Origin of the sequence: Roseomonas sp. GC11, assembly GCF_024437745.1 — a bacterium.
In the GTDB taxonomy this organism is placed as follows: Bacteria; Pseudomonadota; Alphaproteobacteria; order Acetobacterales; family Acetobacteraceae; genus Pseudoroseomonas.
In genome coordinates this window covers 137,037-159,312 of the sequence record NZ_JANFNY010000001.1, presented here as the reverse complement: position 1 = coordinate 159,312, position 22,276 = coordinate 137,037, and the positions used below count along the sequence as shown (strand labels likewise).

The 22,276-nt window shown below is 71.4% G+C and carries 15 protein-coding genes; 13 read left to right on the top strand and 2 right to left on the bottom strand.

Annotation, left to right across the window (positions count from 1 at the left end; genetic code table 11):
* Positions 1–9: 9 nt before the first annotated feature.
* Positions 10–948 carry a crotonase/enoyl-CoA hydratase family protein gene (locus NON00_RS00695; RefSeq protein ID WP_256016425.1) on the bottom strand — a complete coding sequence of 313 codons (939 nt, stop codon included), beginning with the start codon at positions 946–948 and terminating at the stop codon, positions 10–12.
* A 276-nt stretch (positions 949–1,224) separates the two neighbouring features.
* On the opposite strand from NON00_RS00695, the gene NON00_RS00690 reads away from it, so the two are divergent.
* The gene (locus NON00_RS00690; protein ID WP_256016422.1) at positions 1,225–1,776 is read left to right on the top strand and encodes a sigma-70 family RNA polymerase sigma factor; all 552 of its coding nucleotides are present in this window, start codon (positions 1,225–1,227) and stop codon (positions 1,774–1,776) included.
* 136 nt (positions 1,777–1,912) lie between these two features.
* On the opposite strand, the gene NON00_RS00685 is transcribed toward NON00_RS00690, so the two are convergent.
* The gene (locus NON00_RS00685) at positions 1,913–2,296 is read right to left on the bottom strand and encodes a PRC-barrel domain-containing protein (protein ID WP_256016420.1); all 384 of its coding nucleotides are present in this window, start codon (positions 2,294–2,296) and stop codon (positions 1,913–1,915) included.
* Between the two features lie 160 nt (positions 2,297–2,456).
* Here NON00_RS00685 and NON00_RS00680 point away from each other — a divergent pair, with 160 nt between their 5' ends.
* The 12 genes from NON00_RS00680 to NON00_RS00625 all read left to right on the top strand — a co-directional run bounded on the left by NON00_RS00680 (position 2,457) and on the right by NON00_RS00625 (position 22,177).
* Complete coding sequence (locus tag NON00_RS00680) at positions 2,457–2,678, top strand: hypothetical protein (RefSeq protein ID WP_256016417.1); 222 nt, start codon at positions 2,457–2,459, stop codon at positions 2,676–2,678.
* A gap of 163 nt (positions 2,679–2,841) precedes the next feature.
* Complete coding sequence (locus NON00_RS00675) at positions 2,842–3,135, top strand: general stress protein (RefSeq protein WP_256016415.1); 294 nt, start codon at positions 2,842–2,844, stop codon at positions 3,133–3,135.
* Between the two features lie 47 nt (positions 3,136–3,182).
* Complete coding sequence (locus NON00_RS00670; protein WP_256016411.1) at positions 3,183–3,383, top strand: hypothetical protein; 201 nt, start codon at positions 3,183–3,185, stop codon at positions 3,381–3,383.
* Positions 3,380–3,628: a hypothetical protein gene (locus tag NON00_RS00665; protein ID WP_256016408.1), complete on the top strand. Its 249-nt coding sequence runs from the start codon at positions 3,380–3,382 to the stop codon at positions 3,626–3,628. Before NON00_RS00670 ends, NON00_RS00665 begins: the two co-directional genes overlap by 4 nt.
* A 148-nt stretch (positions 3,629–3,776) precedes the next feature.
* On the top strand, positions 3,777–6,980 hold the full coding sequence (locus tag NON00_RS00660) for an alpha-1,4-glucan--maltose-1-phosphate maltosyltransferase (RefSeq protein ID WP_256016405.1): 3,204 nt from the start codon (positions 3,777–3,779) through the stop codon (positions 6,978–6,980).
* 3 nt (positions 6,981–6,983) lie between these two features.
* Entirely contained in the window at positions 6,984–10,235 is a 3,252-nt protein-coding gene (gene treS, locus NON00_RS00655) for a maltose alpha-D-glucosyltransferase (protein ID WP_256016402.1), read from the top strand.
* Positions 10,236–10,238: 3 nt separating this feature from the next.
* A complete protein-coding gene (gene glgB / locus NON00_RS00650) occupies positions 10,239–12,410 on the top strand; it encodes a 1,4-alpha-glucan branching protein GlgB (RefSeq protein WP_256016399.1) in 2,172 nt (723 codons plus the stop codon).
* Positions 12,411–12,412: 2 nt separating this feature from the next.
* Positions 12,413–14,551 (top strand): glycogen debranching protein GlgX, encoded by a 2,139-nt coding sequence (gene glgX, locus NON00_RS00645; protein ID WP_256016397.1) that lies wholly within the window; start codon positions 12,413–12,415, stop codon positions 14,549–14,551.
* On the top strand, positions 14,548–16,323 hold the full coding sequence (gene treZ / locus NON00_RS00640; RefSeq protein ID WP_256016394.1) for a malto-oligosyltrehalose trehalohydrolase: 1,776 nt from the start codon (positions 14,548–14,550) through the stop codon (positions 16,321–16,323). The genes glgX and treZ overlap by 4 nt, the downstream gene beginning before the upstream one ends.
* Entirely contained in the window at positions 16,320–18,371 is a 2,052-nt protein-coding gene (gene malQ / locus NON00_RS00635) for a 4-alpha-glucanotransferase (RefSeq protein WP_256016391.1), read from the top strand. Before treZ ends, malQ begins: the two co-directional genes overlap by 4 nt.
* Entirely contained in the window at positions 18,368–21,067 is a 2,700-nt protein-coding gene (gene treY / locus NON00_RS00630) for a malto-oligosyltrehalose synthase (protein WP_256016389.1), read from the top strand. Before malQ ends, treY begins: the two co-directional genes overlap by 4 nt.
* Positions 21,068–21,145: 78 nt before the next feature.
* The gene (locus NON00_RS00625) at positions 21,146–22,177 is read left to right on the top strand and encodes an extracellular solute-binding protein (protein ID WP_256016386.1); all 1,032 of its coding nucleotides are present in this window, start codon (positions 21,146–21,148) and stop codon (positions 22,175–22,177) included.
* Positions 22,178–22,276 lie beyond the last annotated feature (99 nt).

The following is a 22,276-nucleotide window of genomic DNA, read 5'->3' as shown; positions in this document are numbered from 1 at the left end:
CACTTTTTCTCACTCGGCTGCGGTGGCAAGGCCCGGCGAGCCGATCCCGGACAGGCGCCGCTCCTGCGCCGCCACCAGCCGGCCCATCTTCTTCAGGTCGGCCTCGCCCAGATTCATCGCCGCCTCGGCCCACATCTCGACCACGTCGCGCAGTTCCTCCAGCGTCACCGGGTTCACCCGCCGGCGGGCGCGCAGCATGGTCAGATGGGCATTGTGCTTGCGGGAATGGCGGGCGATGTAGTCCCGCGCCGTCATCTCGCCCTCGCCATCCTCGGACAGCACATCCACCACGCCCATGGCGTGCAGTTCCTCCGCCGTGTGGATGCGGCCCGAGAGGATGAGTTCCTCGGCCCGCCGGCGGTCCAGCCGGCGCGAGAGGAAGCTGTAGGCCCCCATGCCGGGGAACATGTTGAACAGAATCTCCGGCAGGCCGATCTTGGCGCTGCGCTCGGCCACGATCAGGTCGAAGGACAGGGCATGCTCGAAGCCGCCGCCCAGCGCATCCCCCTGCACCAGCGCCATCGTCACCACCGGCAGGCCGAAGGCGATGCTGTTGTTGTGGATGGCCTCCACCGCCACATGGCCATAGCGCACCAGCGAGGCATGGTCGCGCGCGCGGATGCGCTCGGCGAAATGCGCCAGGTCGCCGCCCAGATTGTAGATGCCGGGCACCGCCGAGGCCATGACGAACCAATCCGCCGGCCGCTCCGGCGCCGTGGCGAAAAGGGTGCGGACATGGCGCTGCATGGTGTGCACATCCTGCATCAGTTCCATGGTGTAGCTCGGCCGGCCCTGCGGCCGCATCGTGCACCACAGGCTGCGGCTGCCGGCCTCCAGCCGCAGGTCGAGATTGTCGAGGCGGGCCAGCGTTTCATCCGAAGCCGTGGCGATCTGGCCAAAAGCGGTCTGAGCCGAGGCCTGGGCAGCGAGGGGGCGGTCAAGGAACATGGGGGACTCTCCTGATGCGGCGGCCCTCTGGGCCGGCCCGGTTGCGTGGCGCCGCCCGCCGACCACCGACGGGTGCAACCGGAACGCCACGCAAGCCCTCATCTTAAGCCCCGCTTAACCCTGTCGTGTGGATAGCTTTTCGCATACCCCCATCCATGCGCGCATATCCTGACTGATACGCAACCAAGGCGGGCATTCCACCTTCCCGACCTGCGCCGCAACTCCCTGTGCCGCCGGCACGTTCAACCCGGGATGCAGCATGCGAATCAGGTCCCGATGGCGTCCATCAACGAAGAGCTTCTCGCCTGCCTGCCGGACTTGCGGGCCTATGCCCGCTCGCTCACCCGCAACCGCCATGACGCGGATGACCTGGTGCAGGATGCCGTGGTGCGGATGCTGAACGCGGCGGACCGCTACCAGCCCGGCACCCACTTCAAGGCCTGGGCTTTCACCATCCTGCGCAACCGGTTCCTCAACGAATTCGTCGCCAAGCGCAGGATGACGCGCGCCATGGACGAGGAGGAGATGGAACGCCTGCCCGTCTCCGCCCGGCAGGAGGAGGGGTTGGAACTCTCCGACTTCCAGAAGGTTTTCCATGGTCTGCCGGAGGATCACCGCTCCATCCTCACCCTCGTCGCCGGCTCGGGGCTGCCCTACGAGGATGTGGCGCGCGTGCTGGGCTGCGCGGTGGGCACGGTGAAAAGCCGCGTCCACCGTGCCCGCGCCGCCCTCTTCGCCCTGCTGGAGGAGGCCCATGCGAGCCAGAGCGCCACACCCCGCTTCCACCGCACCGCGCGGGCGGAGGACCAGCGGCGGGGCGCCCGATAAAGTCTTCTCTCCGCGAAGAATTTTCTTCCAGTTCGCGCCCCGCCTCACCTCCCAAGCGGGCCGCAAACTGAAAAAAGTTTTTTGGTTCTTTTTTTCAAAAAAGAACCCTTCTCCTTACAAATCTTCTTACAAACCTTCACATCCCATCCCGCGACCCATAGGGCGCCGGCCCGTAATAGCCGCGCAGGCGTTCGCCCCATTGCCGGTCTGACCAATCCACCGGCCCTTCCTGGCTGAAGGAGGGGGCGGTGGCGAGCTGGGTTTCCGTCACATCGACCACATAGCCGCCGAGGCCGGTGTCGTAGCGCAGGCGGTTCCAGGGCAGCGGGTAATGGGAGCTGCCCAGCCCGAGGAAGCCGCCGAAGCTCAGCACGGCGTATTCCACCGTGCCCGCCACCTTGTCGAGCATCAGCGTCTCGATCCGTCCGAGCCGGTTGCCGGAGGGGTCGTAGACCGCCGTGCCCTGCACCCGGTCCGAGGCGATCAGGGGCGATGGGGCGGGCGAAAATGTCTCGGCCATGCGGGGCTCCTCGCGCTGTGTGCTCGCCAGGCGGCGGGCTTCCGCAAGAGGCAACACCGCGGCGGGCAGGAAGTTCCCGCCCCGGCTGCAACCCTGGCCATGCCGGGGCTTTTCTTCCGCTGCGGGCGCGCGCCGCCCGCCGGGACAGAGGAGCCACCCCATGACCGAGCCTCCCAGGCGCGAAGGCGCCGAGCCTCCCCGGCGCGAAGGCGCCATCGAGCCGCCGGCCACCGGCCACAGCCGGGCCAGGATGCCGGAGCACCCGCTGGAGACCGAGCAGGCCCGCCAGGGCAGCACCCTCGGGCATATGCGCTGGGTGCTGCTGGTTTCGCTCGTGCTGGTGGTGCTGGGCTTCATCCTCTCGGCGGTGATCAGCACCTGATCGCCGCGGCAGGAGCCCGCGTTTTTCACCGCATCCCGCCCGCGTGCCGGAACCTGGCCGAAGCATGGCGGTTGATGCCCTGTCCGGGTCCTGCGGGACCCGCCCCTTCAACCCAGCGCCCACCCCGCCCCCGGGGCGGTGGCCGGCGACAGGAGCAGGACCCATGAGTCAGTCACGCAGCGGCGGCGGCAAGCAGGGCTTCGCCTCGATGGACCAGGAGAAGCAGCGCAGCATCGCCTCCAAGGGCGGCCAGAGCGTGCCGGCGGAAAAGCGCAGCTTCGCCCAGGACCCCAGCCTGGCCGCCGAGGCCGGGCGCAAGGGCGGCCAGGCGGTGAAGGCGGCGGACCGCTCCTTCTCGCGCGACCGCGGCCTGGCCGCCAAGGCCGGGCGCAAGGGCGGCCAGGCCACCCACGGCAAGGCGGGGCGCGACACCGCCGAGCCGACGCAGGACGCGTAAGGCCAGCGCGCCGCGCCGGCCGGCCTCTTCCGCGGAAGCCCTCTTCCATGACCCCTTCCTTCATGACGACAGGCAGCCTTGCCCTGCGGAGCCTTTCCGCCGCTGCCAGCCTCTCCCACAGCCTGCGCCGCGCCCTGGCTGAGCGGCTGGCCGGCCTCCCGCCGCGCGACGGGCGGGAGAGCGCCCGGCGGAGCGTGACAGCCGCCTCCGCCACCCCCTCACCCACCCCTCAGGACAGCCCCGCATGACCCAGCGACATCTCACGCCCCTGTCGGCTACCCCCGGCACTGCCGCGCAGCTCCCCCCGCAGACGCCGCCCTCCGAGGCGCCACAGCCCTGGCCGGATCCCCCCGCCACGCCGCCCCCGCCCGAAGTGCCGGTGCGCGAGGACCCGCAGCCCACCCCGCTGCCGCCCTCGGCCAACCGGCAATTCCCCGGCACCCGCTACGGCACGGCGGAGCCCCAGGACCCGCCACCCGAGACGCAGCGCTGACGCGCCCAAAAGGCCGGGCGCGGACACGCCCCAAAGGCCGGGCGCCCAGGCGCCCCAAAGGCCGAGCGCTCGCGCGCTCCAAAGGCCGGGCGCTTGCGCGCCACGGCACCGCCGCCCCTCACACGCCCTGGCGAAAGGACGCCGCCCTTTGCCTGATGCCACCCCGCCGCACACCCTCTATCACCTGAACCCCTTCGCAGCCGGGCCGCTGGCGCGCTGGCCGGGGGAATTCGCCCGCATCGCCGCGCTCGGCTTCGAGGGCGTGGTGCTGGCGCCGCCCTTTGCCTCGGCGCCGGGCCAGCCCTGGCTGCTGCGCGACCCCACCCTCCTGCACCCCACCCTGGGCGAGGGCGAGGCCCTGCCCGCCCTGCGCGCCATGGCAGACGCCGCGCGGGCGGAGGGGCTGGCGCTGCTGCTGGATGTCCGCGCCGGGGCGGTGGCCCGGGGGGCCGCCCTGCCGGCCGCGCTGCCCCCTACGCCCGACATGCCACCCGACCCGCGCCACCCGCCGGGCGAGGAAGAGGCCCTGCCCCTGCCCAGCCCGCCGCCCGCGCCGCTGGCAGCCTGGTGGGCGGCGCGGCTGGAGGAATGGCACGCGGCCGGCATCGCCGGTTTCCGCTGCCTGGACCCGGCCTGGGGGGGAGATTTCTGGCGCGGGCGCATCGCCGCGCTGCCGGGGGCGCTGTTCATCGCCTGGGCGCCGGGCCTGCCCGCCTCGGCGCAGGCCACCCTGGCCGGGGCCGGGTTCGGGCTGGTGGCCTCCTCCCTGCCCTGGTGGGATTTCCGGGCGGGCTGGTGGGCGGAGGAGGTGGCGCGCCTCGCCGCCGTGGCCCCGCTGCTGTCCGTGCCCGAGGCGCCCTTCGGCCCGCGCCTCGCCGCCGCCGTGGCGGAGCCTGAGGCCGCCGCCCGGCTGCTGCGCCGCGCGCTGTCCTTCGCCGCGCTGTCGGGCACCGCCTGGATGATGCCGATGGGGATGGAATTCGGCGCCCTGCACCGCGCCACGGCCTCCGCGCGCGAGGCGGAGCATTTCGCGGCCCTGCGCGCCGCGCCGCGCCTCGACCTGCGCGGGGAGGTCCGCGCCGCCAACCGGGCGCGCCGGGCGCAGCCCGCCGCCACGGGGCGCGCGGCGCCGGTGGTGCTCTCCGCCCCGCAGGCCCCCGTGGTCCTGCTGCGCGAGGGCGCGGCGGGGGAGCGGCTGCTGGTGGTGGCCAACCCCTCCGCCCGGCAGGGGGCGCGGCTCTCCGCCGGGCAGGTGGCGGGGCTGTTGCCGCGCCCCGCCCTCTGGCCCCGGAAGGCTTTCGGGGCGGAGGGGGTGCTGGAGCTTGGGCCCGCGGAAACCCGCATGCTGCGCCTCACCGGGGTGGAGCCGGCCCGCCATGCCGCCCCGCCGGTGGAGGCCGCCCTGCACGCGGAGCGCATCGCCATCGAGGCGGTGCAGCCCGCGGTCGATGGCGGGCGCTTCGCGGTGAAGCGCCCGGTGGGGCAGGCGGTGCGCGTCACCGCCGATCTCTTCGCCGAGGGGCATGGCAGGCTGGCCGCCCGCCTGCAATGGCGCGCGGCGGATGAGGCGCTGTGGGCCGAGGTGCCGATGCGTCCGGAGGGCAATGACCTCTGGGCCGCCAGCTTCGTGCCCGCGCGGGTCGGGCGGCATGTGTTCCGCGTCATCGCCTGGATCGACCATTTCGCTGCCTTCCGCGAGGAGATCGGCAAGAAGCACGCCGCCGGGCTCGGCGTGGCGCTGGAGCAGCGGGAGGGGCTGGCCCTGCTGGAGGCCGCGTTGCCCGCCCTGCCGCCGGAGGAGGCGGCCGAGCTGCGCGCCCTGGCCGGGCGGATCGCCACGGCCTCCGCCGGGGATGAGGCGGTGGCCCTTTTCACCACGCCGCGCCTGGGCGCGCTGATGGCGGCGGCGGATGCGCGGCCTTTCCTGGCGCAATCGGCCGTGCTGCCGCTGGAGGTGGAACGCCGTGGCGCCGGCTTCGCCGCCTGGTACGAGATCTTCCCGCGCTCGCAGAGCGGCAGCGCGGCGCGCCACGGCACCTGGCAGGACGTGATCCGCGCCCTGCCGCGCGTGCGGGACATGGGCTTCGACGTGCTGTATTTCCCGCCCATCCACCCGATCGGCCGCAGCAACCGCAAGGGGCGCAACAACAGCCTCGTGGCGCAGCCGGGCGACCCCGGCAGCCCCTATGCCATCGGCGCGGCGGAGGGCGGGCATGACGCCATCCATCCCGAGCTGGGCACGCTGGAGGAGTTCCTGCGGCTCGTGGCGGCGGCGCGGGAAAACGGCCTGGAGATCGCGCTGGACTTCGCCATCCAGTGCTCGCCGGATCATCCCTGGCTGCGCGATCATCCCGAATGGTTCGCGTGGCGGCCGGATGGCAGCATCCGCTACGCCGAGAATCCGCCGAAGAAATACGAGGACATCGTCAACGTCGAATTCTACGCGGAGGGCGCGAGGCCGGCGCTGTGGCTGGCGCTGCGCGATGTGGTGCTGTTCTGGGTGGCGCAGGGCGTGCGGCTGTTCCGCGTGGACAACCCGCACACCAAGCCCCTGCCCTTCTGGGAATGGCTGATCGCCGATGTGCGCGGGCGGGAGCCGGATGTGGTCTTCCTGTCCGAGGCTTTCACGCGGCCCAAGCTGATGTACCGGCTGGCGAAGCTCGGCTTCTCGCAGAGCTACAGCTATTTCACCTGGCGCAACAGCGCGGCCGAGATGCGCGCCTATCTGGAGGAGCTGAACCGCCCGCCGGTGGCGGATTTCTTCCGGCCGCATTTCTTCGTGAACACGCCGGACATCAACCCCGTCTTCCTGCAGGAGAACGGGCGGGCCGGGCACCTGATCCGCGCCGCGCTGGCGGCGACGCTCTCGGGCCTGTGGGGCGTCTATAACGGCTTCGAACTCTGCGAGGCGCGCCCCGTGCCGGGCAAGGAAGAGTATCTCGACAGCGAGAAATACGAGATCCGCGCCTGGGACTATGACCGCCCTGGCCATATCGCCGCCGAGATCACCCTGCTGAACCGGCTGCGGCGCGAGAACCCGGCGCTGCAGACGCATCTGGGCGTGACCTTCCTGCCGGGCGGCCATGACGCGCTGCTGGCCTATGTGAAGGCGACGCCGGGGCGGGAAAACATCCTTCTCGTCGTCGTCTCGATGGAACCGCGCCATGCGGTGGAATCCGGCTTCGCCGTGCCGCGCGCCGCGCTGGGCCTGCCCGAGGGCACGCCGCTGCTGGCCGAGAACCTGATCCAGGGCGGGGAGGAGGCATGGCACGGCCCCTGGCGGCCGCTCCGCCTCGATCCCCACCAGCTTCCCTTCGCCATCTGGCGCCTTCGCGCCGCCGACAAGGCCTGATCCATGCCGCGTGACCGCAAGCCGGAGATGCCGGCAGACCCGCTCTGGTACAAGGATGCGGTGATCTACCAGCTCCACATCAAGTCCTTCTTCGACTCGAATGATGACGGGGTGGGCGACCTGCCCGGGCTCATCGCCAAGCTCGACTATATCGTGTCGCTCGGCGTCGATGCCGTGTGGCTGCTGCCCTTCTACCCCTCGCCACGGCGCGATGACGGCTATGACATCGCTGAATACAAGGCGGTGCATCCGGAATATGGCGCGCTGGCCGATCTGCGCCGCTTCATCCAGATGGCGCATGCGCGCGGCATCCGCGTCATCACCGAGCTGGTGATCAACCATACCTCGGACCAGCATCCCTGGTTCCAGCGCGCGCGGAAGGCGAAGCCGGGATCGGCGCATCGCGACTACTATGTGTGGTCCGAAACGGACCGGAAGTATGATGGCACGCGCATCATCTTCATCGACACCGAGAAATCCAACTGGACCTGGGACGCCGAGGCCGGGGCCTATTTCTGGCACCGTTTTTACAGCCACCAGCCGGACCTGAATTTCGACAACCCGCAGGTGATGCGCGAGGTCCTCTCGGTCATGCGCTTCTGGCTCGATGCCGGGGTGGACGGGCTACGCCTGGACGCCATCCCCTATCTGATCGAGCGCGACGGCACCAACAACGAGAACCTGCCCGAGACGCATGCGGTGCTGAAAAAAATCCGCGCCGAGCTGGACCGCCACGCGCCGGGCCGCATGCTGCTGGCCGAGGCCAATCAATGGCCGGAGGACACGCAGCAGTATTTCGGCGAGGGTGATGAATGCCACATGGCCTTCCACTTCCCCCTGATGCCGCGCATGTACATGGCGATGGCGCAGGAAGACCGCTTCCCCATCACCGACATCCTGCGCCAGACACCGGAGATTCCCGAGACCTGCCAATGGGCCATCTTCCTGCGCAATCATGACGAGTTGACGCTGGAGATGGTGACCGACAGGGAGCGCGACTATCTGTGGGAGACCTATGCCTCCGACCGGCGCGCGCGCATCAATCTCGGCATCCGCCGGCGGCTGGCGCCTCTGCTGGAGCATGACCGCCGCCGCATCGAACTGATGAAATCCCTCCTGCTCTCCATGCCCGGCACACCCGTTCTCTATTACGGCGATGAGATCGGCATGGGTGACAACATCCATCTCGGCGACCGCGACGGCGTGCGCACGCCCATGCAATGGTCACCCGACCGCAATGGCGGATTCTCCCGCGCCACACCGGCGCAGCTGGTCCTGCCCTCCATCATGGACCCCGTCTATGGCTTCGAGGCGGTGAATGTCGAGGCACAGGGCAACGATCCGCATTCGCTGCTGAACTGGACGCGCCGCATGCTGGCGGTGCGCAAGCGGCACAAGGCCTTCGGGCGCGGCAGCTTCGGCTATCTCTATCCCGGCAACCGCAAGATCCTCGCCTATCTGCGCGAGCATGAGGGCGAAACCATCCTCTGTGTCTGCAATCTCTCGCGCACGGCGCAGGCGGTGGAGCTGGATCTCTCCGCCTATGCAGGGCGCGTGCCGGTCGAGCTGGTGGGCGGCTCCTCCTTCCCGCCGATCGGCCAGCTGACCTATCTGCTGACGCTGCCGCCCTATGGGTTCTACTGGTTCCTTCTCGCCACGGAGGCCGCGATGCCAGGCTGGCACACACCCGCGCCGGAGCCGATGTCGGAACTCTCCACGCTGGTGCTGCGGGGCGGCCTGGGCGATGTGCTCAACGCCGCGCCGCGCCGCATCCTGGAGCAGGAGGCATTGCCGCACTATCTCACGCGCCGCCGCTGGTTCGCCGGCAAGGATGGCGCCACGCTGGCGCCGCGCCTTGTCCTGGCTGAAACCCTCAGCGTGCGGGAGAGTGAAGTCCTGCTCACGGAAGTCGAGGTCACCGAAGGGAACGGCACGGCGCGCTACCTGCTGCCGCTCGGGCTGGTGTGGGAGGAGGAACTCACCACGGCCCTGCCGCAGCAGCTGGCCCTGGCCCGGGTGCGCCGTGGCCGCCGGGTTGGCCTGCTGACCGATGCCTTCGCCCTCGATGCCTGGCCGCAGGGCGTCCTGCGGGGGCTGCGCGACGAGGCGGTGATACCGCTCTCCGAAGGGGAGATCCGCTTCCTTCCGACATCCCTCTTCATGCCCGACGCCATTCCCGGTGATGCGGAAATTCGCCGCCTCTCGGCCGAACAATCCAATTCCTCGCTCATCATCGGCGAACAGGCGGTGCTGAAGCTGGTGCGCCGCGTCACGGAGGGGATCAGCCCCGAGACGGAAATGACGCGGCACCTGACGGAGCGCGGCTTCGCGCAGACCGCCCCGCTGTTGGGCGAGGTGGTGCGCGTGACGCCGGATGGGACACCCCGCACACTGGTGGTGCTGCAGGGCTTCGTGCGCAACCAGGGCGATGGATGGGGCTGGACCATCGAGTTCCTCAACCGCTCCGTGGCCGATATGGCGGTGAAGGAAGCCGCGGCGGAAGAACAGGATGATGCCTTCTCCAACTATGCCGTCTTCGCCGCGGCGCTGGGGCGGCGCCTGGGCGAGATGCATGCCCTCCTGGCCGAGGATTGCGGGGAGGACGCCTTCAGGCCGGAGATCGCCACGGAGAAGGATGCCCAGGCCTGGGCCAAAGGCGCGCGGGCGCAGTTCGAGGCGGCGCTGAAGACCCTGGCGCAGGTGCCGGAGGCGGAACCGCTGCGCACCGGCCGGGCCGCGCTGCTGGACGCGATCGACCGGCTGGCGGCGCTGGGAGTGGGCGCGCTGAAGACCCGCATTCACGGCGATTTCCACCTGGGCCAGGTTCTCGTTGTGCAGGGTGATGCCTGCATCATCGATTTCGAGGGAGAGCCGGCGAAGTCTCTGGCACAGCGGCGTGCCAAGACATCGCCCCTGCGTGATGTCGCCGGGCTGTTGCGTTCCTTTGACTATGCCGTGGCCAGCGCGGAACCGGACCGTGGCGCGCCCGGGGAGGCCAGCAACCGCCATGACGCGCTGCTCGAAGGCTTCCGCCAGCGTGCTGCTGCCACTTTCCTGGAGGCCTATCGTGATGCCCAGGCCAGGGCGGCGCGCCCCTGGGCCAGCGCGGCCGCAGAGGCTGCCCTGCTCGATCTCTTCCTGCTGGAGAAAGCGGCCTACGAGATTTGCTATGAGGCCGCCAACCGCCCTTCCTGGCTGCCCATTCCACTCGCCGGGCTGCGCCGCATCGCCGACCGTCTGCTGGGCAAGGAGTGACGCATGGTCACGACAATGCTGCACCCCGATACCATCACCGCCCTGGTCGAGGCACGCCATGGCGATCCCTTCGCCGTGCTGGGGCCGCATGACACGGAGCAGGGATGCAGCCTGCGCGCCCTGCTGCCCGGGGCGCAGGCGGTCACGGCCGTGACGGAAGCCGGTGAATTTCCCCTGGCTCTCCAGCATCCTGCCGGATTCTTCGAAGGCCTTTTGCCAGACCGGAAAAAATATCACCTCCGCATCGACTGGGGTGATACCGTCGAGGAGAGCGAGGACCCCTATGCCTTCCCGCCGCTGCTGGGGGAGCTCGACCTGCATCTCCTGCGCGAGGGCACGCACCAGGATCTGGGCCATTGCCTCGGCGCGCATCCCCTGGTGGTGGAGGGGGTGAGAGGGGTGCGCTTCGTGCTCTGGGCACCGAATGCGCGCCGGGTTTCCGTTGTTGGCGACTTCAACCGATGGGATGGGCGCCGTCACCCCATGCGGCTGCGGCATGGTGCGGGTGTGTGGGAAGTGTTCATTCCACGACTCGCGCCCGGTGCCATCTACAAATACGAATTGCTGGACCCGAATGGCAGCCTTCTGCCCCTGAAAGCGGACCCCGTGGCCTGGCGGTCGGAGATGCCGCCGGCGGATGGCTCCATCGTCATGGACACGGCCGCCCTGCCCCGCCCGGCGGCACTGCCCTCCCCGCAGGCCCCCGCCGCCGCACAGCCGCTCTCCATCTATGAAGTGCATGCCGGGTCCTGGATACGGGACGCAAAAAATTCTTCTCTCGGCTGGGAAGATCTCGGGGATCGCCTGATTCCCTATCTGCGCGGCATGGGCTTCACCCATGTCGAATTCCTGCCGGTGATGGCGCATCCCTTCGGCGGTTCCTGGGGCTACCAGCCACTCGGCCAATTCGCGCCCCATGCCGCCTTCGGGCCGCCCGAGCATTTCGCGCGGCTGGTGGAACGCCTGCACGAGGCCGGTATCGGCGTGATCCTGGACTGGGTGCCGGCGCATTTCCCGACCGATGCCCATGGGCTGGCACGCTTCGACGGCACCGCGCTCTACGAGCATGCCGACCCGCGCGAGGGTTTTCACCAGGACTGGAACACCCTCATCTACAATCTTGGCCGCCGCGAGGTGCGCAATTTCCTCATCGGCAGCGCCCTGCACTGGCTGGAGGCGTATGGCGTGGATGGGCTGCGCGTCGATGCCGTGGCCTCCATGCTCTACCGGGACTACAGCCGCGCGGCGGGGGAATGGGTGCCCAACATCCATGGCGGGCGCGAGAATCTCGAAGCCATTTCCTTCCTGCAGGAACTGTCACGCATCGTCGCCGGGCGCTGCCCGGGCAAGCTGCTGATCGCCGAGGAATCCACCGCCTTCCCGGGAGTCACGCGGCCGCCCGGGGAAGGCGGTCTTGGCTTCAACTTCAAATGGAACATGGGCTGGATGCACGACACGCTGCACTACATGCAGCGCGAGCCAATCCATCGCCGATACCACCATGGCGGCATCGCCTTCGGGCTTGTCTATGCCTTCTCGGAACGCTTCATGCTGCCCCTCTCGCATGACGAGGTGGTGCACGGCAAGGGCTCGCTGCTCGGCAAGATGCCCGGCGATGACTGGCAGAAATTCGCCAATCTGCGTGCCTATCTCGGCTTCATGTGGACGCATCCGGGCAAGAAGCTGCTCTTCATGGGCGGTGAGATCGCCCAGCGCCGCGAGTGGAACCATGATTTCGCACTGGACTGGCACCTTCTCGATCAGCCGCCGCATGCCGGGGTGCAGCGGCTGGTGCGCGACCTGAACCAGCTCTACCGCGGCCTCCCCGCCCTGCATGAGCGCGATGCCGAAGCGGAAGGCTTCCGCTGGGTCGTGCTGGATGACGCGCAGAACAGCGTCTTTGCTTTCCTGCGCCAGGGGCGGGAGGGAACGCCGCCGGCCCTGGTGGTCTGCAACTTCACCCCGGTGCTGCGGCAGGGCTACCGCATCGGCGTGCCGCGCGGCGGTGCCTGGCGTGAGGCCTTCAACTCCGACGCCGCGATCTATGGTGGCGCCAACAACGGCAATGGCGGGCTCGCCCATGCGGTGGAGACCGCTTCGCATGGCTTCGATGCCGCGCTGGAGCTGCAATTGCCCGGCCTCTCCACCCTGGTCCTGGTTCCGGCGGAGGGCTGAGCTTGCCGCCGCCGCCGGACTGGCTGCTGCCGGGCCGCCCGGATCCGCTGGGCGCGCACTGGGATGGGCTCGGGGTGAATTTCGCCGTCTTCTCCGCCCATGCGGATCAGGTGGATCTCTGCCTGTTCGATGCCGCAGGGCGGCGGGAGACGGCGCGGCTGCCGCTGCCGGAATGCACGGACGAGGTGTTCCACGGCTACCTGCCGGAGGCCCGCCCCGGCCTGATCTATGGCTACCGCGCGCATGGCCCCTACCAGCCGGAGCGCGGCCACCGCTTCAACCCCAACAAGCTTCTTCTTGACCCCTACGGCAGGAAACTCCACGGCACGCTGCGCTGGTCGGATGCGCTGTTCGGCCACCGCCTCGGCGCGCCGCGCGGCGATCTCAGCTTCGACCGGCGCGACAGCGCCGCCGCCATGCCGAAATCCGTCGTGGTGGATGATGCCTTCAACTGGGGCGATGACCGTGCGCCGATGGTGCCCTGGGACCGCATGGTGATCTACGAGGCGCATCTGCGCGGCCTGACCATCCGGCGCGAGGATCTCGCCCCGCGCGAGCGCGGCACCTTCGCCGCCCTGGCCGACCCGCGCGTGATCGAGCATCTGCTGAAGCTTGGCGTCACGGCGGTGGAGCTGCTGCCGGTGCAGGCCTTCTGCCAGGACCGCTTCCTGGTGCAGAAGCGCCTGCGCAACTACTGGGGCTATTCCCCCCTCGCCTATTTCGCGCCGGAGCCGGCCTATCTCTCCTCCGGCGCGCAGGATGAAATCCGCGTCGCCATCCGCCGCCTGCATGCCGCCGGCATCGAGGTCATCCTCGATGTCGTCTACAACCACACCTGCGAGGGCGGGGCGATGGGCCCGACCCTCTCCTGGCGCGGCCTGGACAATGCCAGCTATTACCGCCTGCCCGCCGAGGATCCGCGCCATTTCATCGATGAGACGGGGTGCGGCAATACCGTGAACCTCTCCCATCCGCGCGTGTTGCAGATGGTGATGGACAGTCTCCGCCACTGGGCCACCGCCTACCGGGTGGATGGCTTCCGTTTCGATCTCTGCTCCACCCTGGGACGGGAGGCGCAGGGCTTCGACCCCGGCTCCGGCTTCTTCGATGCCATCCGGCAGGATCCGCTGCTGTCGCGCCTGAAGCTGATCGCCGAACCCTGGGATATCGGCCCGGGCGGCTACCGGCTCGGCCAGCATCCGCCGGGATTTTCCGAGTGGAATGACCGCTTCCGCGACGGCGTCCGCCGCTTCTGGCGCGGCGATGACGCCATGCGCGCCGATCTCGCCGCGCGCCTCGCCGGCTCGGGCGATCTGTTCGAGCGCCGCCGGCGCCGCCCCTGGGCCTCGGTGAATTTCGTCGCCGCGCATGATGGCTTCACGCTCGAGGATCTCGTCAGCCACACGCAGCGCCACAACGCGGCGAATGGCGAGGAGAACCGCGACGGCCATGGCGAGAATTTCAGCACCAACTGGGGCGAGGAAGGCCCGACCGCCGACCCGCAGATCCGCGCCACGCGCGATCGCGTCAAGCGCGCCATGATGATGACGCTGCTCGCCGCGCATGGCACGCCCATGCTGCTGGGCGGCGACGAGTTCGGCCGCAGCCAGCGCGGCAACAACAACGCCTATTGCCAGGACAACGACATTTCGTGGCTGGACTGGTCGCTGGCGGGGTCGGAGGCGGGCATCGCCCTGTCGCATTTCATCGGCCGCGCGGCGATGCTGCGGCGGCGCCACCCGACGCTGCGCAGCGCCGCCTTCCTGCATGGCCGCACCCGGCCGCTGCCGGGCATCCCGGACATCGCCTGGTTCGACGCCGATGGCCACCCGCTGACGCCCGAGGCCTGGAACGCGCCACAGGGCCGCACCCTGGCGCTGCGCCGCGCCGGCCCGGCGGAGGAAGGCGGCGCCGAGGTCACGCTGCTGCTGCTCAATGCCAGCGCCGTGCCGGTGGATTTCCTCCTGCCGCCGCCTGCCCTGCCCTGGGTGCTGCTGCTCGACAGCGCCGCCCCCGAGGCGCCGGAAACCCCGCTGGGTGTCCCGCCGGACGCAGCGTTGGGCGGCCCCCTCCTCACCCTCGCCGCGCGCTCGGCCTGCCTGCTGGCCGCGTGGCCGATTGCCCAGGACCCCTTGCCATGACCCATGCCTTCGGTGCGCTGCCTCTGGGCGGCGGGCGGTGCCGCTTCCGCCTCTGGGCGCCGGGCCAGCCCGGTGTCACCCTGCTGCGCCGCGATGCCATGCCGCTGCCGATGCAGGCCGCGCCGGAGGGCTGGTGGACCCTGGAGACGGAGGCACCACCCGGCACGCGCTACCGCTATGCCCTGGGCGATGGCCCCACCGTGCCCGACCCCGCCTCCCACGCGCAGGAAGGCGATGCGGAGGGCTGGAGCATCGTCACCAACCATGCCGCCTATCACTGGCAGAACACGGCGTGGAACCCGCATCCCTGGCCGCAGAGCGTGGTCTATGAGCTGCATGTGGGGGCCATGGGCGGCTTCCGCGGCGTCATCGACGCGCTGCCGCGCCTCGCGGCGCTCGGCGTGAACACGCTGGAGCTGATGCCGGTGAATGATTTCTCCGGTGCGCGCAACTGGGGCTATGACGGCGTGCTGCCCTATGCCCCCGATGGCGCCTATGGCACGCCGGAGGAGCTGAAGGCGCTGGTGGATGCGGCGCATGGCCATGGCCTCGCCGTCATGCTCGATGTCGTCTACAACCATTTCGGCCCGGCCGGGAATTACTGGCACAGCATCGCCCCCGGCTTCTTCCGCGGCGATCTGCGCACCCCCTGGGGCGACGCCATCGATTTCCGCCGGCCCGAGGTGCGCGACTTCTTCATCGGGAACGCCCTCTTCTGGCTGCGCGAATACCGCTTCGACGGGCTGCGGCTGGATGCCGTGCACGCCATCGCCAGCGAAACCTTCCTGGCCGAGCTGTCAGAGCGGGTGCGCGCGGCCATCGCGCGGCCCGTCTATCTGGTGCTGGAGAATGAGCGCAACGATGCCGCGCTGCTGGCGGAAAAATTCGACGCGCAGTGGAATGACGATGCCCACCACTGCCTGCACGTGCTGCTGACCGGCGAGGCGGAGGCCTATTACGCCGACTATGCCGATGCCCCGGCGGCGCGCCTCGCCCGCGCCCTGGCGGAAGGCTTTGTCTATCAGGGCGAGGTCTCGGCCCATCTCGGCCATGCGCGCGGCCAGCCCTCGGCGCATCTGCCGCCCTCGGCCTTCGTCAACGCGCTGCAGAACCACGACCAGGTGGGCAACCGCGCCTTCGGCGAGCGCATCGCCAGCCTGGCGCCGCCGGATGCGCTGCGCGCGGCCTTCCTGCTGCTGCTGCTCGCGCCGCCCGTGCCGATGCTCTTCATGGGTGACGAATTCTTCTCGGAACGCCCCTTCCTCTTCTTCACCGGCTTCGCCGCGCCGGCGCTGGCGGAGGCGGTGCGCGAGGGGCGGCGGCGCGAATTCGCCCGCTTCGCCGCCTTCCAGGACCCGGCGCGGCGGGCGCGCATCCCGGATCCCAACGACCCCGCCACCTTCGCCGCCAGCCGCCCCGACCCCGCCGAGCGCATGGCCGCGCCGAAGGCGGAGGCGGAAGCCTATATCGCCGGGCTGCTGGCGCTGCGGCGGGAGCGGCTGGCCTTCCGTCTGGCGGGGGCGAAAAGCCTCGGCGCCCGCGCCCTCGCCCCGCGCGCGGTGCGGGCGGAATGGCAGCTGGCCGATGGCGCCGTGCTCGGCATCGCCGCGCAGTTCGGCGATGGCGCCCTGGCGCTGTCTACGGCGCTGTCTCCGCCGCTGGGGGAAGGCGCCATCCTGGCCGGCTCCGCCCCCGGCGTGGCGGAGGCCGTGGCGGCGGGCGAATTGCCGCCGCGCAGCGCCATCGCCTGGCTGCGCGAGGCCGGGGCATGAACGGGGAGGACAGCCTGCACCGCCTCGCCCGCGCCGTCGGGCTGATGGCGCGCTGGGAGGATGCGCAGGGCCGCCCGCGCGGCACCACGCCCGAGACGCTGCGCGCCGTGCTCACGGCGCTCGGCCTGCCCTGCGCCAGCCAGGCGCAACGGAAAGAAAGCCTTGCCCACTGGCACGCGGCGCAGCGCCGCCCGGCACCGCTGCGCACCGCCCTGCCCGGCGGAGCGCTGCGCTTCTCCCAGCCCCCCGGCCGCTACCGGCTGATGGCGGAGGATGGCACCATGGTGGAGGGCCTGGCCGAAGCTGCCCCGGGCGGCGGGGCGCGCCTCACCGCCCCCGCCCTGCCGGGCTACTACACGCTGGAACTGGGCGGGGCGCCGCTGACCCTGGCGGTCGCGCCGGAGCATGGCCACCGCATCGCCGAGGCCTGCCCGGGCGGCGGGGCCTGGGGGCTGGCGGTGCAGCTCTACGCGCTGCGGCGGGAGGGCGATGGCGGGGTGGGCGATTATGCCGCCCTGGCGCGGCTGGCCGCCGGCGCGGCGGCGCTGGGGGCGGATGCCATCGCCCTCAGCCCGGTGCATGCGCAGTTCAGCGCCGATCCCTCGCGCTTCAGCCCCTATGCCCCCTCCAGCCGGCTGCGGCTGGATGCGCGCCATGCCGAGGGGGAGGCGCTTCTGGGCGCCCTCACCCCCGCCTTCCCGCCCGAACTCGCCGCCGAATGGGCGCGGCTGGAGGCGCTGGACCTCGTGGACTGGCCCGCCGTCGCCCGTGCCCGGCTGGCGCGGCTGCGCCAGCTCCATGCCGCCTTTGCCCGCGTGGCGCCGGAGGGGCTGCGCGCCGAATTCGCCGCCTTCCGGGCCGAAGGCGGCACGGCGCTGCACCGCCACGCGGTGTTCGAGGCGCTGCACGCCACGCAGTTGGCGGAAAACCCGGCGCGCTGGCACTGGCGGGACTGGCCCGCCGCGCTGCGCGACCCGGAGAGCCCGGAGGTCGCCGCCTTCGCCGCCACCCAGGCGGAGGCGGTGGAGCAGCACGCCTTCCTGCAATGGCTGGCCGACCGGGGGCTGGGCGCGGCGCAGGCGGCGGCGCGGCAGGCGGGGGCGCGCATCGGGCTGGTGGCGGATCTTGCCATCGGCGTCGATGGCGGCGGCAGCGATGCCTGGTCCCGCCAGGACGAATTTCTGTCGGATGTCGAGATCGGCGCGCCGCCGGACCTCTTCAACACGCGCGGGCAGGGCTGGGGCATCACCACCTATGCCCCGCACGGGCTGCGCGCCACCGGCTTCGCCGCCTTCCGCGCCATGCTCGCCACCGCCTTCCGCCATGCCGGCGGGGTGCGGCTGGACCATGTGCTGGGGCTGCGCCGCCTCTGGCTGGTGCCGCGCGGCGCCAGCCCGGCCGGGGGCTGCTATCTGCGCTACCCGCAGGAGGACCTGCTGCGGCTGGTGGCGCTGGAATCGCACCGCCACCGGGCCATCGTCATCGGCGAGGATCTCGGCACCGTGCCGGCGGGCTTCCGCCCGGCGCTGGAGCGCGCCGGCCTCGCCGGCATGCGGGTGATGTGGTTCGAGCAGGCGGCGGGCGGCTTCCGGGCGCCGCAGCGCTGGACGCGCGAGGCGGTGGCCATGACCTCGACGCATGACCTGCCCAGCGTCGCCGGCTGGTGGCGCGGGCGCGACCTGGAATGGCGGGAGCGGCTGGGCCTCACGCTGGAGGGGCAGGCGGCGGCGCGCATGGTGGAGCGGCCGCGGCTCTGGGCCGCCTTCCGCCGCGCCGGGGTGGCCGCGGGCCCGCCCCCGCCGCCGGAGGCGGTGGCGCCGGTGGCCGATGCGGCCGCCGCCTATATCGGCCGGGCGCGCTGCGGCCTCGCCCTGCTGCCGCTCGAGGATGCGCTGGCGGCGGTGGAGCAACCCAACCTGCCCGGCACCGTTGACGAGCATCCCAACTGGCGCCGCCGCCTTTCCCCCCCGGTGGAGCGGATGTTCCAGGACCCCGCCATCGAACGGCGCCTGCGCGGCCTGGCGCGGGCGCGGAGAGCGCCCGCATGACCCCCGCCCCCCCCCCTGCCGCCCATACGGCGCCGCGCGCCACCTGCCGCATGCAGTTCCATGCCGGCTTCACGCTGGACGACGCGGTGGCGCGGGTGCCCTATCTGGCGCGGCTCGGGGTGAGCCATCTCTATGCCTCGCCGCTGCTGCCGGCGGCGCCGGGCTCGCTGCATGGCTATGACATCACGGCCTATGACGCGGTGAACCCGGCGCTGGGCGGGGAGGCGGCGCTGCGCCGGCTGGTGGCCGCGCTGCGCGCCGCCGGGATGGGGCTGCTGCTCGACATCGTGCCCAACCACATGGGGGTGGACGGGCCGCACAATCCCTGGTGGCAGGATGTGCTGGCGCATGGCCGGGAGAGCCGCTTCGCCGCCTTCTTCGATATCGACTGGGACAGCGCGGACCCGGCCCTGGCCGGCCGGCTGCTGGCCCCCTTCCTCGGCCGCCCCTATGGCGAGGCGCTGGCGGAGGGGGAGCTGGCCCTGGTGGCGGAGGGGCCGACCGGCCTCTCCCTCGCCTATTTCGACAACCGCTTCCCCATCCGCCCGGAGGATGCGCGCGCCGTGCTGGAGGCGCCGGAGGGCCTCGCGCCCTATGACCCGCGCGGGGTGGCGGGGGCGGCGCGGCTGCATACCCTGCTGGAGCGGCAGCATTACCGCCTCGCCTGGTGGCGCTGCGCGGCGGATGAGATCAACTGGCGCCGCTTCTTCGATGTCACCGGCCTCGCCGGGCTGCGCGCCGAGGTGCCGGCGGTGTTCGACGCCACCCATGCCCTGGTGCTGCGCCTTTATACGGAGGGGCTGATCGATGGCGTGCGCATCGACCATATCGACGGGCTGGCCGATCCGGCGGGGTATTGCCGCCGCCTGCGCCGCCGCATGGCGGCGGCCGGGGCGCGCCGCCCGGCCGGTGCCCCGGCGGGCGCCCCCTATATCGTGGTGGAAAAAATCCTGGCGCCCGGCGAGCGCCTGCCGGAACGCTGGGGCGTGGATGGCAGCACGGGCTATGACTTCATGGACCAGGTGGGCGCCGTGCTGCACGACCCGGCCGGGGAGGCGCCGCTCTCCGCCCTGTGGCGGGAGGTGAGCGGCAGCGCGCGGGATTTCGCGGCGGAGGAGGTGGCGGCCCGCCGCCAGATCCTGCGCGACAATCTCGCCGCCGAACTCGATGGCTGCGCCCGCGCCCTGCACCATCTGGCCCGCGCCCATCTGCGCACGCGCGATATTTCCTTCCGGGCCATCCGGCGGGTGCTGGCGGAATTGCTGGCGCATTTCCCCGTCTATCGCGTCTATGTCCGCGCCGGGCGGCCGGGCGAGGCGGATGGGGCGGTGCTGCGGCAGGCGGCGGGGGCGGCGCGGGCGCATCTGCCCCCCACCGACCACGCGGTGCTGGACCAGATGCTGTTCTGGCTGGCCGGGGAGGCGCCGCGCCAGCGCCCACCCGGTGAATCCCGCCAGGCCCTGCTGCGGGCGCGGGCGCGCTTCCAGCAGCTTTCCTCCCCCACCGCCGCGAAATCGGTGGAGGATACCGCCTTCTACCGCTACGGGCGGCTGCTCTCGCGCAATGAGGTGGGCTCGAATCCCGGCCAGTTTTTCCTCTCCGCCGGGGGGTTTCATGCCGCCGCGGCGGCGCGCGGGCGCGATTTTCCGCGCGCCCTGCTGGCCACGGCGACGCATGACCACAAGCGCGGCGAGGATCTTCGCATGCGCCTCGCCCTGCTCTCCGGCATGGCGGAGGACTGGGCGGCCTTCCTGCGCGACGTGCTGGGGCGTGCGGCGGGGCTGGTGCGGGCGCTGCCGGAGGGCCCGGCGCCGGAGCCGGGCGAGGCCGCCATGCTGGTGCAGATGATCGTCGCCGCCTGGCCGCTCGATCTCGCGCCCGGGGATGGCATGGCGCTCGCCGCCTGGGCGGAGCGGCTGGCGGGCTGGCAGCGCAAGGCGATGCGCGAGGCCAAGCGGCGCACCGGCTGGGCGATGCCCGAGGCGGCCTATGAGGAAGCCTCGGCGGCCTTTCTGCACGGGCTGCTGGACCGCGCGGCGGACCCCGCCCTGCCCCGCGCCCTGCATGATTTCGCGCGGCGGATCGCCGCCCCGGCGGCGCTGGCCTCGCTCGCCCAGGCGGTGCTGCGGCTGACGGTGCCGGGCGTGCCCGATCTCTACCAGGGCTGCGACTTCTGGGATTTCTCGCTGGTGGACCCGGATAACCGCCGCCCCGTGGACTATGCCGCGCGCGCCGCCGCGCTGGCCGACCCGGCGCCGCTGGCGGCATTGGCTGACCCGGCGCCGCTGGCGGCGCTGGCCGGGCGCTGGCGGGACGGGGCGGTGAAGCAGCGGGTGATCCAGCGGCTGCTCGCGCTCCGCGCCACGGCCCCGGCGCTGTTCGAGGCGGGGGATTATGTCCCCCTCTCCCCGCGCGGCGCGATGGCGGAGGGCTGCCTGGCCTTCCTGCGCCGCGCCGGGGGCGAGGCGCTGCTGGTGGCGGTGCCGCTGCGCCCGTTGTGGCTGATGCCGCCGGGGGCGGAAGGGCCTTTCCCCGACCCCGCGCGCTGGGGCGATACCGCCCTGCCGCTGCCCGCCGACCTCGCCGGCCGGGGCTGGGAGGAGGTGCTGGCGGGCGGGCGGGTGGCGGGGGCGGCGGAGATGCGGCTGGCGGCGCTGCCCCTGCCGCTGGTGGTGTTGCGCGCCGCCAGGAATTGAGACGCTTCCGCCCTGGAAATTCCTGCGAGTGCCTCTCATTCTAGGGAGGTGGATTAAAATGCATCCAGGGATGACGCCATGTTCCGCCGCACCGTGCTGGCCACGCTTTCCGCCCTTGCCTTCGCCCTTCCTGCCGTGGCGCGCGCGCAGGGGGGCGAGATCAACCTTTATTCGGCCCGGCATTACGATACCGACCGTGCCCTGTATGACGAATTCACCAAGGAAACCGGCATCCGGGTGCGGCTGATCGAGGGGCAGGCGGACCAGCTGATCGAGCGTATCCGCAATGAGGGCGGCAACAGCCCGGCGGATGTGTTCCTGACGGTGGATGCGGCGCGGATCGCGCGGGCGGCGCAGGCGGGCATCCTGGCGCCTCATGGCTCGGCGGTGATTGACGGGCGGGTGCCGGCGGCGCTGCGCGATCCGGGCGGGCTGTGGTTCGCCATCAGCCAGCGGGCGCGGCTGATCATGTATGACCGCGAGAAGGGCCGGCCCGAGGGGCTGAACCGCTATGAGGATCTCGCCAATCCGCGCTTCCGCGGGCAGATCTGCACGCGCAGCGGCTCGCACCCCTACAATACCAGCCTTGCCGCCTCGCTGCTGATCGCTGACGGGCCGGAGAAGGCGGAGGCCTGGGCGCGCGGGGTGGTGGCCAATTTCGCGCGTCCGCCGCAGGGGGGTGACCGCGACCAGTTCCGTGCCATTCCGTCCGGCCAGTGCGGCATCGCCATCGCCAACAGCTACTATCTTGGCCATTTCGGCCGCAGCGACAAGCCGGAGGAGCAGGCGCTGTTCAAGCGGATTGGCGTGATCTTCCCGAACCAGGGCGAGGGCGACCGGGGGACGCATGTGAACATCTCCGCCGCCGGGCTGGTGAAGAGCGCGCCGAACCGGGCGCAGGCGCTGCGCTTCCTGGAGTTCATGACGACGCACAAGGCGCAGGAGATGTTCGCCCTGGGCAATATGGAATATCCGGTGGTGGAGGATGCGCCGCTGCATCCGGCGCTGGCGGCGATGGGCAAGTTCCGCGCCGAGCCGGTGAATGCCGCGGGCAATCTGGACCGCACACCGGAGGCGCTGCAGCTGTTGCAGCGGGCCGGCTGGAACTGAGCGAGGCGGCGGGCATCGCCCGCCGCCCCTGACAGACAGAAGATGGGGGCCATGCGCGCCGCCTTCGCCGCCTGCGGCTGGAGCGAGGCGGCGTGAGCC

Bases quoted from the DNA above. Each gene is read 5' to 3' on its own strand.
- NON00_RS00685 (WP_256016420.1), bottom strand. From the start codon at position 2,296: ATGGCCGAGACATTTTCGCCCGCCCCATCGCCCCTGATCGCCTCGGAC.
- NON00_RS00690 (WP_256016422.1), top strand. From the start codon at position 1,225: ATGGCGTCCATCAACGAAGAGCTTCTCGCCTGCCTGCCGGACTTGCGG.
- NON00_RS00680 (WP_256016417.1), top strand. From the start codon at position 2,457: ATGACCGAGCCTCCCAGGCGCGAAGGCGCCGAGCCTCCCCGGCGCGAA.
- NON00_RS00695 (WP_256016425.1), bottom strand. From the start codon at position 948: ATGTTCCTTGACCGCCCCCTCGCTGCCCAGGCCTCGGCTCAGACCGCT.
- NON00_RS00675 (WP_256016415.1), top strand. From the start codon at position 2,842: ATGAGTCAGTCACGCAGCGGCGGCGGCAAGCAGGGCTTCGCCTCGATG.
- glgB (WP_256016399.1), top strand. From the start codon at position 10,239: ATGGTCACGACAATGCTGCACCCCGATACCATCACCGCCCTGGTCGAG.
- NON00_RS00670 (WP_256016411.1), top strand. From the start codon at position 3,183: ATGACCCCTTCCTTCATGACGACAGGCAGCCTTGCCCTGCGGAGCCTT.
- NON00_RS00625 (WP_256016386.1), top strand. From the start codon at position 21,146: ATGTTCCGCCGCACCGTGCTGGCCACGCTTTCCGCCCTTGCCTTCGCC.
- treY (WP_256016389.1), top strand. From the start codon at position 18,368: ATGACCCCCGCCCCCCCCCCTGCCGCCCATACGGCGCCGCGCGCCACC.
- treZ (WP_256016394.1), top strand. From the start codon at position 14,548: ATGACCCATGCCTTCGGTGCGCTGCCTCTGGGCGGCGGGCGGTGCCGC.
- malQ (WP_256016391.1), top strand. From the start codon at position 16,320: ATGAACGGGGAGGACAGCCTGCACCGCCTCGCCCGCGCCGTCGGGCTG.
- treS (WP_256016402.1), top strand. From the start codon at position 6,984: ATGCCGCGTGACCGCAAGCCGGAGATGCCGGCAGACCCGCTCTGGTAC.
- NON00_RS00665 (WP_256016408.1), top strand. From the start codon at position 3,380: ATGACCCAGCGACATCTCACGCCCCTGTCGGCTACCCCCGGCACTGCC.